This is a genomic window from Povalibacter sp., assembly GCF_036520495.1.
Lineage (GTDB): Bacteria > Pseudomonadota > Gammaproteobacteria > Steroidobacterales > Steroidobacteraceae > Steroidobacter.
The window spans coordinates 105,630-121,514 of the sequence record NZ_DATDJO010000038.1 but is presented as its reverse complement, the minus strand read 5'-3'; the positions used below and the strand labels follow the sequence as shown (position 1 = coordinate 121,514).

Here is a 15,885-nt window from a genome sequence, read left to right as displayed (position 1 = left end):
CGTTCACCCGCGCATACGTGCAGCGTTCTTTGGTGTGTGGCCATTCGAATCTCAGCGGATCGGGACGGCCAATGCGCGGTCGCCGTTCTCTGTTCCCCCGGGTCAGATCTGCTTGCGGCTGATAGCTGCATGGATTGGAAGTCCAGCGCTGCCCGGGAATGCTCCTTGCAGGTCATGTGGATTTCGCGGACAGTATCCGCGACGACCAAAGAAGAATAGCTGGCAGGCACGGGAGGTCGGCATGCGTTACATCGCGCTGGGGTGTGCCTCGCTCTTTCTGTGGGTGGCAACAGCGAAAGCCGAGTGGCTGGAGGTCAGCGGCGATCACTTCGTCATCTACAGCGATCAGAGCGAGAAGGTCGTAACAAGGTTTGCCGAGCGGCTCGAGCGCTTCCATGGCGCGATGGCGCATCTGTTCGTGAAATCGCAGAACAAGCCAGGTCCATCCAACCGCGTGACGGTCTTCGTCGTTTCGAGCTCGGCAAAAGTCCGCAAAGTCACCGGAACGCAGAATCGGTTTGTTTCCGGCATCTACATTCCTCGCGCAGGATCGTCCGTCGCGGTGATCCCGAGAATCGGCGGCGCATCGACGTACGAACTCTCAGGGGAAACGATCCTCTACCACGAGTACGCCCACCATTTCATGATTGCCGGCCTGACTGACCGGACGTACCCGCGCTGGTTCACGGAGGGATTCGCGGAGTTCTTCGCTGGCGTAAGGTTCAAGGATGACGGCAGTGTCCTGCTTGGCGCACCGGCGACGCATCGGTTCGCAGAACTGGTGTATGCCCCGGAAGTCCCCATCCTGCGATTCCTCGACTTCGACGGCGGCGCCAGTGAGAAGAAGTTCACCTATGACTCGTTCTACGGACAGAGCTGGTTGTTGTTTCACTATCTCCAGATGGGGTCCGGACGTAAGGGACAGCTATCCGAGTATCAGCGGCTGCTGGCAACGGGGCGTTCGGCTCTGCAGGCGGCCGAGGGCGCCTTCGGTGACTTCACGCAACTCGAGAAGGACATGGATGCCTACATGAGGCAACGCAGGATCAATGTCATAAACATCGATGGCGCGGGGCTTACCATTGCCCCGATCACGGTGCGAAAACTGCGTCCGGGCGAGGCGGCGATGATGCCCATCATGATCGAGTCGAAAGTCGGAGTCAGCCGCGAAGAGGCCCTGGGTCTGGTGCCAGACGCCCGCAAAGTCGCTGCGCTTCATCGAGATGACCCCGCAGTGCTCTCCGCCCTAGCCGAAGCCGAGTTCGATGCAGGCAACGACGACGCAGCAATTGCCGCGGCTGACGCCGCTCTCGCCATTGATCCGAAGAATATCAACGCCCACCTCCAGAAGGGCTACGCGCTCGCCAACAAGGTAGAGAGCGGTGTACTGCCGAAGGAATCCTGGAAGGACGTGCGCGGACAGTTCATCAAGGCGAATGCCGCCGAGAACGACCATCCGGTCCCGCTCGTGCGGTTCTATCTCAGCTACCTGAATCAGGGCGAGCGGCCCACGGAAAACGCTATCGACGGCCTCGAGTGGGCGATGCAGCTGGCGCCCTTCGATGCCTCGCTGCGCTGGCTCGTCGCACAGCAGATGATTTCCGATGAGCGCTACCAGGATGCAATTCAGGTGCTGGGTCCGCTTGCTTACAGTCCACACCCCGGTGAGTACACGGACGTGGCGCGCGAACTGCTGAAGAAGGTCGAGGCCGAACTGGACGAAGGCCAGAGGGCATCGCCAGTTTCGCCTGCGGTTGAGTGATCGCTTGAGTTTCTACGGCTTCGATTGTCAAGGCAACGTGGAGCCCAGCTACCTCATGCCAGCTGGCGTTCGCTGATCGGCTGACTGTCTGTCGATGCACTGGTCCGGGATTCCAATCGATGCGACGATCAATTCCAAACAACAATTCCAGTGTCATGTAGCACTGGACACAAGGGGAATCCGATGCGCTTGACTGCTTCTTTGCCGGCCACAATGGCCGCGCTGCTCCTGTCCGCCGTGCCGGCGCATGCCTCTTCTCTCGGCGATGCGATCGGCGCCGACTATCCGTACCTGGATGCGTTGTTCAGACACCTCCACGCCAATCCTGAGCTCTCGATGCAGGAATCGAAGACCTCGGATCGGCTGGCGAAAGAGCTCGGCCAACTCGGCTACAGCGTCACTCGCAACATCGGCAAGACCGGACTGGTGGGTACGTTGCGCAACGGCGATGGCCCGGTGCTGTTGATTCGCGCCGACATGGATGCGCTGCCGGTGCAGGAAAAGACCGGGCTCCCCTATGCATCGAAGCAGCGGCAGGTCGATCTCGAAGGCGAAGACGTACCGGTCATGCATGCCTGCGGCCACGACATGCACGTCACCACGTTGGTTGGGGTGGCGCGGCGGATGGTGGCATTGAAGGATCAATGGCGCGGCACATTGCTGCTGCTCGGGCAGCCTGCGGAGGAGGCGCAGGGCGGTGCACGGGCGATGGTGGCGGACGATCTGTACGGCCGTGTCGGCCGGCCAGACCATGCGCTGGCGCTGCATGTGATCCCGAAATACCCGGCAGGCAAGATCGCCTTCAGCGACGGGATGATGTACTCGAGCGTGGACACGGTACGCATCCATGTACATACGGTGGGCACGCATGGAGCATCCCCCCACCTTGGCAATGATCCGGTCATCATCGGCAGCCAGATCGTGCTGGCGCTGCAGAACATCGTCACGCGCGAAGTCTCTCCAATCGTACCGGCATTGATCACGGTCGGCGCCTTTCATGCCGGCTCCGCGTCCAACGTCATCTCCGATGGCGCGCGACTCGACGTTACGGTGCGAGCGAACGACGAGGTCACGCGTGCGCTGTTGCTGAAGAGTATCGAGAGGGTCGCGCTGAATACCGCGCGTGCCGCCGGCGTGCCCGAGAAACTGTTGCCGGAAGTCGTGATTAGAAGCGACGGCGCGCCGACCACCACCAACGATGCCGCGCTCGCCCAGCGCGTGCGTACTGCGATCCGCGCCGGTATGGGAGACGACGCCTTCGTCCAATGGCGCCAGACCGACATGGGTGCGGAGGATTTTCCCGACCTGGTCGGCGTTACGCCGCCGATTCCGAGTGTGTATTTCGAAGTCGGCGGCACATCGCCGCAGAGGCTTGCATCGGGTGACTGGGCAGACTCTCACTCGCCGCTGTTCATGATCGAGCCCGAGCCGTCCATCAAGGCGGGCGTGGAGGCGATGACATTGGCGGCGCTGGATCTCCTGAAGAAAGACCAGCGAAGTTCAGCCCGAGGCCATCCGTTTCGCGCTGGCTGTCACGGTAGTTTGTCCGTGCGGGTGCCGGCACTCATGACCGGCACCGCCTCTGCTGCGGACTCTGGCTACAGCTTGCGCAGATACGCCAACAACGCCGTGCGCTCCTCGGGCTGCGGTTGACGATCGAAGTTCACGCCATCCGTGGACGCCACCGGCGGTACGACGCCCGGCGCCGCATTCGCTTTCACGAACTTGTAGAACTCGACGTAGTGATCGACGAGTTCTTCGAGAGTGTTCGCACTGTTGTTGTGAAAGTAGGGGGCGGTGTGGCGCAGACCGCGCATGCCCGGAATGTCGAGCTTGTTCCAGTCGTCGAGTGGCGGCGGACCGCCAACGAATCCGGTCAGCAGCGCACGGCCCGGGTCCGAGCTCGTGCGGCGCGTCGTCGTGCCGTTCGCGAGCGTTATTTCATAAGTACGTGCATTGCGCGCCAGTCGCGGCGGGCACGGCGCAAAGTTGAAGCGCGCTGGCGTCACGACGTCCACTCGTCGTGGGCACTGCGTGAAGATCTCATGCATTCGCACGACCGGCGGCTGCGGTGTCGACTGACCGGGTCCGCCGTGACATTGAGCGCAGGCGCGTTCGAACACCTTCCTGCCCTGCTGCTCGAGCGTGTTGAGTCGCGGATCGGCGGTAGGCAGAGGGGTGATGCCGGCATCGATCGCCAGCGAGAGCGCTCGAACACGTTCGTTGGTGAATAGCACCCGCTGCAGGGAGCTCAGATCGTCGAGCAGCCGTTGCGGTGGGGCGGCAGTGATCTGCGCATGACTGGTGAGCGCCGCGAGTGCCTGTTCCTGCAGCGTCAGAAACCGTCCATCCAGCTGATAGCCGCCGCTCGCATTGGGCCCGCGCGGCCAGGGGTTGACCCCGTCTGCACCCGACAGTTTCACGTCCGTCACGCCGGGGACCATGCGCCAGAGATCGACCGTTTGTTCATCCGACGGTGCATTGGTCTCGGGGTCGATCAACCGGATGTTCGGCGGCAGCGCGAAGACGACCCTGATCAGGCCGTTCTGACGCAAATTGCTGTAGTCGCTGGCGTTCTCGCCGTTGATGCGAAAATCGTCGGCATCGATCGGCCGGAACAGCGGGTCATCGGCGTGGCGATTGTAGTGCCGTCGCTTCTGCAGCTTCTGAAATCGCGCCTCCACCGCCGCGGGCGTCAGCCGGAACTGTTCGGTGATCATGTGACAGTCGTTGCAGGAGCGGCCATTGCCATCGAGACCGTGCAGGTTGCGGTCGAAGAACGCGATCAGCCCTCGCAAGACGGCGTCGCAGGGTTCCCCATCGCAGCGGTTGGCGTCTTCGACACCCCGCTTCGAATCAGCCCAGGTCGGACCACCCCAGACCTGGAGGCTTGCCAGCAAGGCATAGATAAAGAGCGTCCTGGCCATCGTGCGCATCGATCTCATGGTGTCTCTCCAGTCGGTTGCCACTGCCGCGGGGGGGGGCTTTCGGGCCGTGACTATCGAGCGGAATCCGCGGAAGATCCTTGGCGGGTCGCTGAAGAGTTCTGATTTATTGTGATTTGCCCGATTTCCCGTTCATGACTGCGCCACGCACGCGCTACGAGTTCGGCGACTTCGTCCTGGACGTCGGCCAGCAGCGCCTGCTGCGTCGTGAATCGGGGGAGACGATCGCCCTGACCTCGAAGGTGTACGAGACGCTGGCCTGCCTGGTTGAGCACGCGGGCGAGACGCTGGACAAGGACGTGTTGTTGAGGGCGATCTGGCCGGAGGTGGTCGTCGAGGAAAACAGCCTCACGCAGAACATATCGACGCTGCGTCAGGTCCTCGGTGAAACGCGTGGCGAAAATCGATACATCGCAACGATATCCCGCAAGGGGTACCGGTTCGTCGCCCGGGTCACGCGGCAGGAGGATGCCGTTGTTTTCCCCACAGCGGGTAGCAGCGATGCGCCGGGGTCTGACTCTGTGGTCGGGCCGAAGCGACGTCGGCCCGGTCTCATGTGGGCGATCGCAGGCGTCGTGATCGTGCTGATCGCGATGGCCGCGCTGCTCGCGAACATTCCGCGCGCTTCCCGCACACCTGCAGATGCCGACCGTCAAACGATCGCGATTCTGCCGTTCAAGCCACTGGTACCGGCCGAACAGAACGCATCGCTCGAACTGGGCATGGCGGAATCGCTGATCTCGAGTCTCGGGCAGCACGGTTCCTACTCGATCGCGCCACTGAGTTCGGTGCGCAGATTCAGCGCGCTGGACCAGGACCCGATTGCGGCGGGTCGCGAACTGCAGGTGGGTACTGTGCTCGACGGTTCGCTGCAGCGTCGCGGCGACCGTTTGCGTGTGTCGGTACGACTGCTGCGTGTGGCCGATGGACGGCAACTCTGGGCGCAGAGCTTCGACCAGGAATTCACCACGATCTTCGAAGTCCAGGATCTCATCGCAGCCAAGGTCACGCAGGCGCTCGCCGTTCGCCGCGTCGGAAGCGAATCACTCCGCGGCGTTGCAACTACTCAGGATGCCGAAGCGTACGCACTTTACATGAGCGGCCGATTCGCCTGGACGAGGCAGAGCGAACAGGACCTGCTGCGTGCGATCGAATTCTTCGAACAAGCGGTTGCGCGTGATCCGAACTATGCACTTGCATACACGGGGCTCGCCGATAGTTACGCGGTCCTGGGGGTCTTCGGGATGCGCGCTCCGCACGAGGTATTTCCCAGAGCCATGGCCGCGGCGGAGAAGGCGTTGTCGATCGATCCCACGCTGGCAGCCGCCCATTCGGCATTGGGGCATATCCTGTTGCAGTACCAGCACGATCCGGCGGGCGCCCAACGCGAGTATCAGCGTGCAATCGATCTCGATCCGACTCTGGCGCTCACAGTTCACCGCTGCGGACTGCTGTCTGCGATGCAAGGCGACTTCGATCTGGCCGTGGCCGCGTCTGCGAAGGCACAGCAACTGGAACCTCTCTGGCTCGCGGCATGGGCTGCCGGGGGGAACTACCTCTACTACGCCAGACGCTACGATGAATCGCTGCAGCTCGTCGAGCAGGTGTTGCAGCTCGACGAACGCATCGACAATGCGCGCGGCTTCCTGATTCGCAATCTCATCGCTACTGGAAACCACGAACGCGCCATCGCGGAGTATGACGAGCGTCCGCTTCAGACTCCCGGCAGCAATGCCTTCCGCGCGCAGGCGCTGGCACTGGCGGGACGACGTGACGAAGCGCTCGCGGAACTGACCCGCGTATTGAAGAAGTCCAGGGAGCGCTACGTCGCCGCGCACGATGTTGCTTTGATCTACGCCGCGCTCGGTGATACGGAGTCGACGTTTCACTGGCTCGAACGCGCGATGGAGGATCGATCGACGCTGCTCGTCTTCCTCGCGCACGAGCCGGGGTTCGATGCACTGCATGGCGATCCGAGATTTGCGTCACTCGTTCGGAGGATCGGGATCAGCCGGGATCGGACAGAGGATCGTCTTCGATGTCGGCTATCGTCGGTTTGACGCGCCCTTCGACCGGGCTTCAGTTCAATAGCAGGAGAGAGTCCCTCATGCGTTGTGTGACCATTGCTCTGCTGAGTCTGCTGATTTCGTCCCCGGTCCTGAGTGAAACCGTGCCCGCAACAGAGATGAAAGCGGTGCTGGTGACGGGCGCCAGCTCGGGCATCGGTCGCAAGATCACCGAGCGCCTCGCGGCCAATGGATATTTCGTCTACGCGGGTGCTCGCAAGGAGCAGGATCTCAACGCGCTGGCCGGGATCAGGAATGTGCAACCCATTCGATTGGACGTGACCGATCAGCAGCAGATCGACGCGGCGGTGGAATCGATCACGACGGCGGGCAGGGGGCTGTACGGCCTGGTCAACAATGCCGGCGTGGCGACACTGGGATCGCTGACCGACATGAAGTCCGGGGAGTTCGGCCTGGTGATGGCCGTGAATGTCGAGGGCCCCTATCGCGTGACGCGGGCCGTTGCACCACTGATCGTTGCACAGAAGGGCCGCATCACGAACATCGGTTCGCTCTCGGGAATCGTCGCGATGCCGGACCTGTTGGCTTACGCCATGAGCAAGCATGCGATCGAGGCCCTTCACGGATTCGCTCGCGGCGAAGATGGCGCCGCTCGGTGTGCAGGTCAATGTGATCGAGCCGGGAAACTACAACACCGAGCTGGGCAGGAATGCCGTGGAGCGAAGCGGCGCCGGAGAGCGCATCGCGGATCGCAGCCAGTACCCGCCGCCGGACGAGGTCGCGGCAGTCGTCGAGCGGGCGTTGTTCGAGCCCAATCCACAGCGTCGTTACATGATCGTCCCGGTTGAACCTGAGGCCAGGCTCGTCATCCGCAAGGAGATCGAGAAGCTGGTGCAGTTGAATGAGGGGCAGCGCTTCACGTATGGACGCGAGGAGCTGATCAGGATGCTCGATGAGGCGCTGGCCACAGCGCGACCGCGCGTGCTTCCCGCGCCGTAGCGGCCGCCATCAGAGTCGAAAATACAGGCGTGACGCTGCATCCCGTGGTGGTCTCGCGGGTGCCGTTGCTCTTCAGGACGGGAATCTGTCGATACTCGGGATCGTTTCCAGTTCTTTATCCCACCCAGCCCGACTGGCTGTGAACAGATGAGCATCCGGTCTTGCGGCGACGGTGCCGCAGAGACAGGAACCGGAGTACTTGCCGCCCATTCGTTCTTCTCCGCCGTCTTGCTGAAACTCTTGCTGCCTTCGCAGCAGCGTTGCACCCGGCGGGTCGTTCGGCAAGTCTGACATCGCTGTGAGTTGCTGAACGCGGCGTACCCGGCGGCCGATTCAGCAGCACTTCTGCCTGTCCGTCCGCCTGGCTCTTCCTGGTGAACGAACCCCCCGGCGCGACCGGTCGACGGAAACAGAAATGCGGCGGATGTGCTGCCACACCCGCCGCATCGTCCGATCCGCTGTCGCAGCAGCGGACCGCTGACACCTCAGCGACCGCTGGCTACCTTGATCGGCAGCGGCGACTGCCTGGACGTACGCGTGGTGATGTACTCGGTGAGTATTGGCTGATCCACGCGAGCCACTGCATTCGCCAATGCGAACTCGACGCAGGCGGCATGCTCCTGCTTTTCGCGAATCGACGTGCCGTTGAGCGAGATGCAGACACTCCGGGCTGCATTCCTGATGCGACCAAACAAAGTGGCGGCACCTTCGGGCTTGTTCAGGTCCAGATCGGCGAACTGCACCGTCAGGGATTTCGTCGACACGTAGAGGCCATCCGCCCGTACACCGCTGACGGCGATGAGGGACAGCACGACGGCGCTGGTGATGTGGCTCAAGGTATTCATGGAAGTCTCCTGGATGGGCGAATGAATATTCAGGCGTGGACAAATCAGCGGCTGCTGGCGATGCGGACCGGCGCCCGGCGCTTTGCCGTGCGATCGTCGACATAGGCAGCGAGAGAAGGGCTGTTCACAGCGGCGACGGCGTTGGATACGGCGAACGCCATGCACGCCTGGTACTGCGTCTTCTGCTGCAACGCCGTTCCGTTCTCAGCGGCGCACACCGCCGCGGCGGCGGCGCGGATGCGACCGAAGAGCGTGGCCGCACCGGCGGTCGTGCCCAGATTCAGGTCGGCGAATGACACTGTCAGCGACTTCGCGCCGTCCGGCATGTCGGCGGAATAGGCGGCGCTCATCGCCGCAAACGTCAGGACGGCCGTGGCAGTCAGGCAGGTAAGAGTCTTCATGAGGGTTCTCCTGGTTGGTTTGGTTTCGCTTTCCGCTCCGTCCGGGCTATTGCCGGGGTGGGAGCGACTGGCGTGGGACGGACGTTGGGCGCGCCAGGTCTTGCGCTCCATGGCCTGACGCTGATGTGTGCGTACTTTGCGTGTGGTTCCGATCTGACGCGTTTCTGATCCGGCAACTGGCTGATCTGCATAGACAAAAAACGCGGCTACGGTATTCTCGTGGGCGTCGCCCTCACTTGGGATCGTCAGCCGCGTATGTCGCCGAACCGTTCGATCAGCTTCGACGGCTGGGTTCTGCGTACCGACGTGGGTGAGCTGGTCAAGGACGGTCGCAAGATCCGCCTGCAGGATCAGCCGCTGCAGATCCTGGACGAGTTGCTGTCCCGTCCGGGCGAGCTGGTGACTCGTGAACAGCTGATTGCACGGTTGTGGCCGAAGGGCGTGGTCGACTTCGACACCGGACTGAACTCGGCGATACGCAAACTGCGCGTGGCGCTGCGGGATGAAGCCGAGACCCCCCGATACATCGAAACCATCCCGCGGAAGGGCTATCGATTCATAGGCACGATCGATCCGCCTGTCGCAGCGGAACCGCCACTGCCGGGTCCGGGTGGGGCGATCACATCAGTCGGCTCACTCCCGCCGGCCGACTCGTCGCCGTTGATACAGCCATCGACCGCGGATCCGGGTCCATCGCCGATCGGGACTGGACCTGCGGCCGTAGCGACTGGCGGTGGGGCTCATCGCCATACGCGCCCTATACATATATATGTGTCCGCGGGTGTGGTGGCGTTGCTGGTCGCCGGGTTGATCGCCTTCGGCTCGTACCGCGAACCGTTGGTCACGAGAACGGCACCCGCTCATGAGGTCGCCTCCGGCGACCGCTCGATCGCTGTACTGCCCTTCATCGCAGCGGCGACCGACGAAAGCAGCGTGCTGCTGGCGCAAAGCATCGCGGATCTCATTCGCACCCGGCTCGAGTCGCTGAACGGCTGGACCGTGATCGCTACTGCGTCGACGTCGCGACTCACCGATGCCGCACAGGACAACAAGGCGGTCGCAGAAAAACTGCGTACACGATTTCTTCTGAAGGGAAGCGCCGCGCGAACTGGCAACCAGCTGCGCGTGGAAGTTCAGTTGCTGGATGCAGCCCGCGATTTGCAGCTGTGGTCGAGTGCATTCAACCGGTCCGTGGCTGACGTGAATACGCTTCGCGACGAGATCCTCCAGCGCGTTGCAAGGGCGTTGCAGGTTCCATCGGGTACTGCCGCATCGCGTATGGCCGCGGGGGAATCAGTCGACCTGGATGCGTATCAACTGTATGTGCGCGGTCAGCAGCTGATCGCGAACCTGCGGGTGGACGACGCGACGGCGGCGATCGAGCTGTTTCGACGCTCGACGACGCTCGACCCTGGCTTTGCGCGCGGCTATCTCGCACTTGCCCAGGCCTACCTGCTGGCGTCTGCGCTCGGCGACTCCAGTGAAGCCGCGCTGAATGAAATGCATGCCGCTGCGTCAGCGGCGCTGGATCGCGCACTGGAACTGAATCCATCGTTCGGTGAAGCAGTGATCGAGCGTGCCCGGCTCACCCGAGATCCTTCGAAAGCGGAGCCTCTGTTTCGCCGCGGACTGGAAAGTGCGCCCAACTACGGCATGGGCTACATGCGTTACGCGGAGTTCCTGTTCGGCGAGTATCGCAAGGGCGAAGCCATCCAGATGATGGAGCGCGCCCGGCAGATCGATCCCCTCAATCCGCGCCTGCATATCCGCCAGGCGTTCTTCACGATGGTGGGGTTCAGCAACGTGGCGGAGCACGACCGCCTGCTGCGCGAGGCACTGGCCATCAGCCCTAAATTCCCTGCCGCGCTCGGTGAACTTGCTCATTCGCAACATGACTACACGGGGGATTTTGCCGAGGGCATTCGGCTCATGGAACAGACGATCGCACTCGATCCGCAGTCGACAGAGACCAGGGAGTATGCGGCGATCATGTATCTGGACGTGGATGATCCGGAGGCGGCAGCGGCGTTGCTGGCGGGCGAGAATCGACCTTCGATGGCGCTCATCGAGCTGGCGCAGTATCGGCGGGATCGAAGCCGGGCTGCCGAGCTGGCCAGAATGCTGCCCGATGGCAGCTTGTGGAGCAGCGCTGCGTTTTCGTCGCCGGCCGATGCAATCCGCGACGAGGCCATTGCGACGGGTGACTACGCATCGGCGCTGAAGCTTCTCGAGTCGCGATATGCGCTCGTGTCGCCGACCCCCGGCTCACGTGGCGGCATGCGGATGTGGGATCGCGGGTTGGCGCTGGTGTATGCGCATACGCTGATACTTGCGGGAGAAGCGGAGCGCGGCCGCAAGCTGCTCACCGCGATCCTGGTGCAGATCGACAGCGAATCGGTGGGCCGGACCGAGCACTGGTTTGCGCGGGAACGTGCCATGGCATACACGCTGCTCGGCGATGACGAGCGAGCACTCCAGGAACTCGCGGCCAGTCTGAAGCTGGGACACTACGCTCGCTGGTGGTACACCGCTGAACTCAACCCGATTTACGATCATCTGCGCCACGATCCCCGGTTCCAGGCGCTCGCGGCGCAAGGCAGGAAGCATCGACTCGAACAGCGTGCCTTGGTCGATGTAATGAGGGAGAAGGGCGACATTCCCCGCCGTGCTGTGCGCGCAGAATGAACATGGCAGATCGCAGAGAGCCGGGATTCATCGAACAGGACGGGTGGCTGCGACGAGTTTTCTCGCGTGGCCGCACTCACGGCATGGCAATGCTGCTCCTGCCGGTGCTGGCTCACAGCGCCGACGAGCTGCAAAGCGATCCTCTGCAGAGCGTCGTAGTCACGGGGTCGCGGATTCGCAGCGAAACCGGCGAAAGCAGCGGTCCCGTTACCGTGGTGACGCAAGAGCAATTGACGCGCGGCGGGAACGATTCACTCGGCAAAGTGCTCCAGACCCTGCCGTACAACACCGGTGCGCCTCTCAATACCAGCGTCAACAACGGCGGTGACGGTTCTACGCGCATCGCGCTGCGTGGGCTTCAGCCCCAGAGAACCGTCATTCTGCTGAATGGCCGGCGTTTGCCGAATGGCGGCATCGGCGCCGACTCGTCCGTCGACATCGATGCCATGCCCTTGTCGATGGTCGAGCGGGTGGAGGTACTGACGACCGGCGCATCTGCGGTCTATGGCGCCGATGCGATCGGCGGAGTGATCAACCTCATCACGCGCCGGGACTTCGATGGCGTCGAAGTGGGCGTGCAACACTCGCAAACAGATCAGAGCGATGGCGCGATTTCCCGCGCCAACGCGCTGGTGGGCGGTGACATCGGCAGCGGCCACTGGATGCTCGGCGCGGACTTCGTGGATCAACGCGGCGTGTTGATGTCTGAGCGTGAGTATTCGGCGATTCCGCTGACGGTGGCATCGCTCGACGGCGCGCGTGTTCCCTTTGGCGCGCTGCAGATTGCGGACGGCCGCTTCGGGGTCGGCGGCGGCAATGCATTGGGACTGCGGCCTGGACCGTATACGCGAGTTGCGGGCGCGACCGGGCAGACCGCCAGCGACTGGCGTCCCGTAACGTCCAATGACGTGTTCAACTTCGCTCCGTACAACTATCTGCAGACACCCAACGAACGCTGGTCGCTCTGGCTGATGGGCAGTCAGCCGGTCGGTGGCGCAGAGCTCTTTGTCGAAGGCTTGTTCACTCACCGTGAGTCGGCGCAGAGCCTGGCACCGTCGCCCTTCATGGTGCAGTCGAACGCAGCGCCGACCTTGCCGGATGGCACGCCGTACATTCCACACAGCAACTATTACAACCCGTTCGGCGTCCCGGTCACCCAAGGTGCACGCCGGTTGGTCGAGCTCGGACCACGCGGCTATTCGCAGGAAGTGGAGATGTGGCGCGCGCTGGCGGGAATCCGCGGCCGCGTCGGTGACTGGAATTGGGAAGTGTCAGGCGCTGTTGCCGAGGCGGATGCAGTCACTCGTGAAAGCGGCGGAGCGCTCGCTGCGCGGGTCGCCGCCGGCATCGGACCGTCGGGTCCAGACGCGGCGGGCAATATCGTCTGCGGCACCCGCGATCCTGCAACGGGCGTCGTGCCGGCCAACGCAATCATCGAGAACTGCGTGCCCATCAATCTTTTCGGTGGCGCAGGCTCGATCACGCAGGAGCAGGTCGATTTCATGAGTGCGTTCGTCACCGACGAGGGCTCCAACTCGCAGCGCCTCGCCAGCATCGGATTCGGGGGCCCGTGGCGAAGTCTGCCTGCAGGCGATATCCAGTGGGCACTCGGCATGGAGTTCCGTCGTGAATCCGGCGCGTATCGGTACGATCCGCAACGCATCAACGGCGCCGTCGGCGCTGGATCCGGCGCCGACATTCCAGGTGGCGACTTCGAAGCTCGTGAAGCGTACGCAGAGGTGCGGCTGCCATTGCTCGATCGGCAGCGCGGTGCAGGTTCGCTCGATGCGACGCTGGGTGGTCGATGGTCCGATTTCAGCACCTTCGGCAGCAATGCGACGTGGCACGCCGGCCTGCGTTGGGCGCCCTCGACAGCCTGGGCAATCCGCGCCGATTACACGACCGTCTTTCGTGCGCCTGCGCTCAACGAACTCTATGAAACGCAGGTCACCAACGTGACGTTTACCCCTGTGGACCCGTGCGGACAGTCGCCGAGCCCCGAACAACAGATCCATTGCGCCGCAAATGGCGTCCCGGGCGGCAGCTATATACAAGCCGAGGACGACGTCAGCCTCCTCAGCGAAGGCGGCAATCTCGATCTCGACCCGGAGAAAGGATATGCCTTTGATGCCGGCATCGAGTTTGGATCGCAGGAAGGCGTTGACTGGCGGGCGAGCCTGGATTTTTTCCGGACCCAGCTCGACGCGTTCATCGAACGCGATGCTCCCGAGATCATTCTGCAGGAATGTGCCAGCCACGGAACGCCGCTGGCCTGCTCGAAAATCCAGCGTTTGCCAGACGGTGCGCTGCGCAGCATCGATGCGCGCCGGAACAATCTGGGCAGCGTGAGCCTGCAAGGGCTCGATTTGAATGGGCGGATGAGTTTTCCCATTCGCGACAGCGAGCTCAGTCTGCATGCGCTGGTGACCCATCTTCTCGAATACGACGTCCAGGTGTTCGAGGGCAGCGTCACGTATGAACGCGTTGGACGCGGCAACTTCGGACTGGTCCTGCCTGAGTGGCGCGCACTGGGCGGCATCAACTGGGCACGTAATGAATGGAGTGCGGGTTATACGTTGCAATGGATCGGCCCGTATGCCGATTGCTCGGAAACGCTCGAGCTAACCTTCTACTGCGGCCAGGTGCCTGCCGTGTTCTATCACGACATCGATGCCGTCTATGAGCGGCACGGCATCAAGGTGCGTGCCGGTGTCACCAACCTGACGGACCAGGACCCGCCGTATCTGAGTGGCGAAGCCAACACCAACGCTGCGACCTATCGACTGCTGGGCCGCACGTACTTCCTGCAGTTGAGCTATGCGATGAAACAATAGCCCTGCGTTTTTTCTGCAGCAGCTTGCTCCCGTGCTCGCGACCATGGAATCCAGAATCGACGAGCTGCCACGGTGTCGGGGGATTCACCGTCGCTGCGAATCCCCCGAACTTGCGTTCCGGCTCAGCTCAGAGCGTGATCGCCGCTTGCATCGCGAATGCGCGTCGGCAGCCCGATCCTGTCGAGCAGATCGAGGAATGGCCGCGGCGGCAGCTCCTCGACGTTCACCATCTTCTTCGCATCCCAGACACCTTGCGCAATGAGCAGGGCGGCTGCCACCGCAGGGACACCGGCGGTATAGGAAATGCCCTGGCTGCCCACTTCGGCGAAGGCTTCTTCGTGATCGGCCACGTTGTAGATGAAGACTTCGCGTTCCTTGCCGTCCTTCACGCCGCGCACCAGATCGCCGATGCACGTTTTGCCCTTGTAGCCAGGTGCGAGCGAGGACGGATCCGGCAGCACTGCCTTGACGACCTTGAGCGGCACGACTTCCTGGCCTTCGGCGGTGCGCACGGGCTGCTCGGACAACAGGCCCAGATTCTTCAGCACCGTGAACACGGTGATGTAGCGCTCGCCAAAGCCCATCCAGAAGCGGATGTTCGGCACATCGAGATTGCGCGACAGCGAATGGATTTCGTCGTGACCCGTGAGGTAGGCCGTGCGTTTGCCGACGACCGGCAGATCCCATTCCTGTTTGACTTCGAACATCTGGTTCGTCGTCCACTGGCGATTCTGCCAAGAATACACGACGCCCGTGAATTCGCGGAAGTTGATCTCGGGATCGAAGTTGGTCGCGAAGTAACGGCCATGATCACCGGCATTGATGTCGATGATGTCGATCGAGTCGATGCGGTCGAAGTACTCGTCGCGCGCCAGGGCGGCGTATGCGTTGACGACACCCGGATCGAAACCGACGCCGAGAACGGCAGTGATGCCTTTCTGTGCGCACAGCTCACGGCGCTGCCACTCGTAGTTGCCGTACCACGGTGGGGTTTCGCAAATCTTCAGCGGGTCTTCGTGAATCGCCGTATCGAGATACGCCGCGCCCGTGTCGATGCACGCGGCCAGCACGGACATGTTGACGAACGATGCGCCGACGTTGATGACGATCTGGCAGCCCGTTTCGCGAATCAGCGTCTTCGTCGCCTCGATATCGAGTGCATCCAGCGCATGCGCCTGCAGTACGCCATCGACCTTCAGACTCTGCTTCCCGCGCACGGATGCGACGATCGCGTCGCACTTGGAAACAGTGCGTGACGCAATATGGATGTCCCCCAGTACGTCGTTGTGCCGCGCACACTTGTGGGCGACGACCTGCGCAACTCCGCCTGCGCCAATGATCAAGACATTGCGTTTCATTCCGCTGTGAGCCTCCAGTGGTGGTGATG

10 protein-coding genes and 1 pseudogene are annotated in these 15,885 nt (G+C 62.6%); 7 read left to right on the top strand and 4 right to left on the bottom strand.

The window, feature by feature from the left end:
• Positions 1 to 241 precede the first annotated feature (241 nt).
• Both VIZ63_RS14435 and VIZ63_RS14430 read left to right on the top strand, forming a co-directional pair.
• Positions 242 to 1,762: a hypothetical protein gene (locus VIZ63_RS14435; RefSeq protein ID WP_331610364.1), complete on the top strand. Its 1,521-nt coding sequence runs from the start codon at positions 242 to 244 to the stop codon at positions 1,760 to 1,762.
• Positions 1,763 to 1,975: 213 nt separating this feature from the next.
• Positions 1,976 to 3,415, top strand: a complete 1,440-nt coding sequence (locus VIZ63_RS14430) for an amidohydrolase (RefSeq protein ID WP_331610363.1) — start codon at positions 1,976 to 1,978, stop codon at positions 3,413 to 3,415.
• Here the strand turns inward: VIZ63_RS14430 and VIZ63_RS14425 are convergent.
• Positions 3,361 to 4,707: a hypothetical protein gene (locus tag VIZ63_RS14425; protein WP_331610362.1), complete on the bottom strand. Its 1,347-nt coding sequence runs from the start codon at positions 4,705 to 4,707 to the stop codon at positions 3,361 to 3,363. The two genes, VIZ63_RS14430 and VIZ63_RS14425, sit on opposite strands and share 55 nt — an antisense overlap.
• Positions 4,708 to 4,841: 134 nt before the next feature.
• Here VIZ63_RS14425 and VIZ63_RS14420 point away from each other — a divergent pair, with 134 nt between their 5' ends.
• The 3 genes and pseudogenes from VIZ63_RS14420 (at position 4,842) to VIZ63_RS14415 (ending at position 7,733) form a co-directional block, all read left to right on the top strand.
• A complete protein-coding gene (locus VIZ63_RS14420) occupies positions 4,842 to 6,767 on the top strand; it encodes a winged helix-turn-helix domain-containing protein (RefSeq protein ID WP_331610361.1) in 1,926 nt (641 codons plus the stop codon).
• Positions 6,746 to 7,309: pseudogene (locus VIZ63_RS25655) on the top strand (SDR family oxidoreductase); the annotation flags it as partial. The gene VIZ63_RS14420 and the pseudogene VIZ63_RS25655, both read left to right, overlap by 22 nt.
• A 28-nt stretch (positions 7,310 to 7,337) precedes the next feature.
• Entirely contained in the window at positions 7,338 to 7,733 is a 396-nt protein-coding gene (locus VIZ63_RS14415) for a hypothetical protein (RefSeq protein ID WP_331610360.1), read from the top strand.
• Positions 7,734 to 8,218: 485 nt separating this feature from the next.
• On the opposite strand, the gene VIZ63_RS14410 is transcribed toward VIZ63_RS14415, so the two are convergent.
• Together VIZ63_RS14410 and VIZ63_RS14405 are read right to left on the bottom strand one after the other, a co-directional pair.
• A complete protein-coding gene (locus VIZ63_RS14410; protein WP_331610359.1) occupies positions 8,219 to 8,578 on the bottom strand; it encodes a UrcA family protein in 360 nt (119 codons plus the stop codon).
• Between the two features lie 44 nt (positions 8,579 to 8,622).
• Positions 8,623 to 8,979: a UrcA family protein gene (locus tag VIZ63_RS14405; RefSeq protein ID WP_331610358.1), complete on the bottom strand. Its 357-nt coding sequence runs from the start codon at positions 8,977 to 8,979 to the stop codon at positions 8,623 to 8,625.
• A 219-nt stretch (positions 8,980 to 9,198) separates the two neighbouring features.
• On the opposite strand from VIZ63_RS14405, the gene VIZ63_RS14400 reads away from it, so the two are divergent.
• Positions 9,199 to 11,664, top strand: coding sequence for a winged helix-turn-helix domain-containing protein (locus tag VIZ63_RS14400; RefSeq protein ID WP_331610357.1), 2,466 nt, complete (start codon positions 9,199 to 9,201; stop codon positions 11,662 to 11,664).
• Positions 11,665 to 11,666: 2 nt separating this feature from the next.
• Positions 11,667 to 14,498 carry a TonB-dependent receptor plug domain-containing protein gene (locus VIZ63_RS14395; protein WP_331610356.1) on the top strand — a complete coding sequence of 944 codons (2,832 nt, stop codon included), beginning with the start codon at positions 11,667 to 11,669 and terminating at the stop codon, positions 14,496 to 14,498.
• A gap of 122 nt (positions 14,499 to 14,620) precedes the next feature.
• Here VIZ63_RS14395 and VIZ63_RS14390 read toward each other — a convergent pair whose 3' ends face one another.
• Complete coding sequence (locus VIZ63_RS14390; RefSeq protein ID WP_331610355.1) at positions 14,621 to 15,856, bottom strand: saccharopine dehydrogenase family protein; 1,236 nt, start codon at positions 15,854 to 15,856, stop codon at positions 14,621 to 14,623.
• Positions 15,857 to 15,885 lie beyond the last annotated feature (29 nt).

Bases quoted from the DNA above. Each gene is read 5' to 3' on its own strand.
- VIZ63_RS14415 (WP_331610360.1), top strand. From the start codon at position 7,338: ATGCGATCGAGGCCCTTCACGGATTCGCTCGCGGCGAAGATGGCGCCG.
- VIZ63_RS14425 (WP_331610362.1), bottom strand. From the start codon at position 4,707: ATGAGATCGATGCGCACGATGGCCAGGACGCTCTTTATCTATGCCTTG.
- VIZ63_RS14405 (WP_331610358.1), bottom strand. From the start codon at position 8,979: ATGAAGACTCTTACCTGCCTGACTGCCACGGCCGTCCTGACGTTTGCG.
- VIZ63_RS14410 (WP_331610359.1), bottom strand. From the start codon at position 8,578: ATGAATACCTTGAGCCACATCACCAGCGCCGTCGTGCTGTCCCTCATC.
- VIZ63_RS14430 (WP_331610363.1), top strand. From the start codon at position 1,976: ATGGCCGCGCTGCTCCTGTCCGCCGTGCCGGCGCATGCCTCTTCTCTC.
- VIZ63_RS14390 (WP_331610355.1), bottom strand. From the start codon at position 15,856: ATGAAACGCAATGTCTTGATCATTGGCGCAGGCGGAGTTGCGCAGGTC.
- VIZ63_RS14435 (WP_331610364.1), top strand. From the start codon at position 242: ATGCGTTACATCGCGCTGGGGTGTGCCTCGCTCTTTCTGTGGGTGGCA.
- VIZ63_RS14395 (WP_331610356.1), top strand. From the start codon at position 11,667: ATGGCAGATCGCAGAGAGCCGGGATTCATCGAACAGGACGGGTGGCTG.
- VIZ63_RS14420 (WP_331610361.1), top strand. From the start codon at position 4,842: ATGACTGCGCCACGCACGCGCTACGAGTTCGGCGACTTCGTCCTGGAC.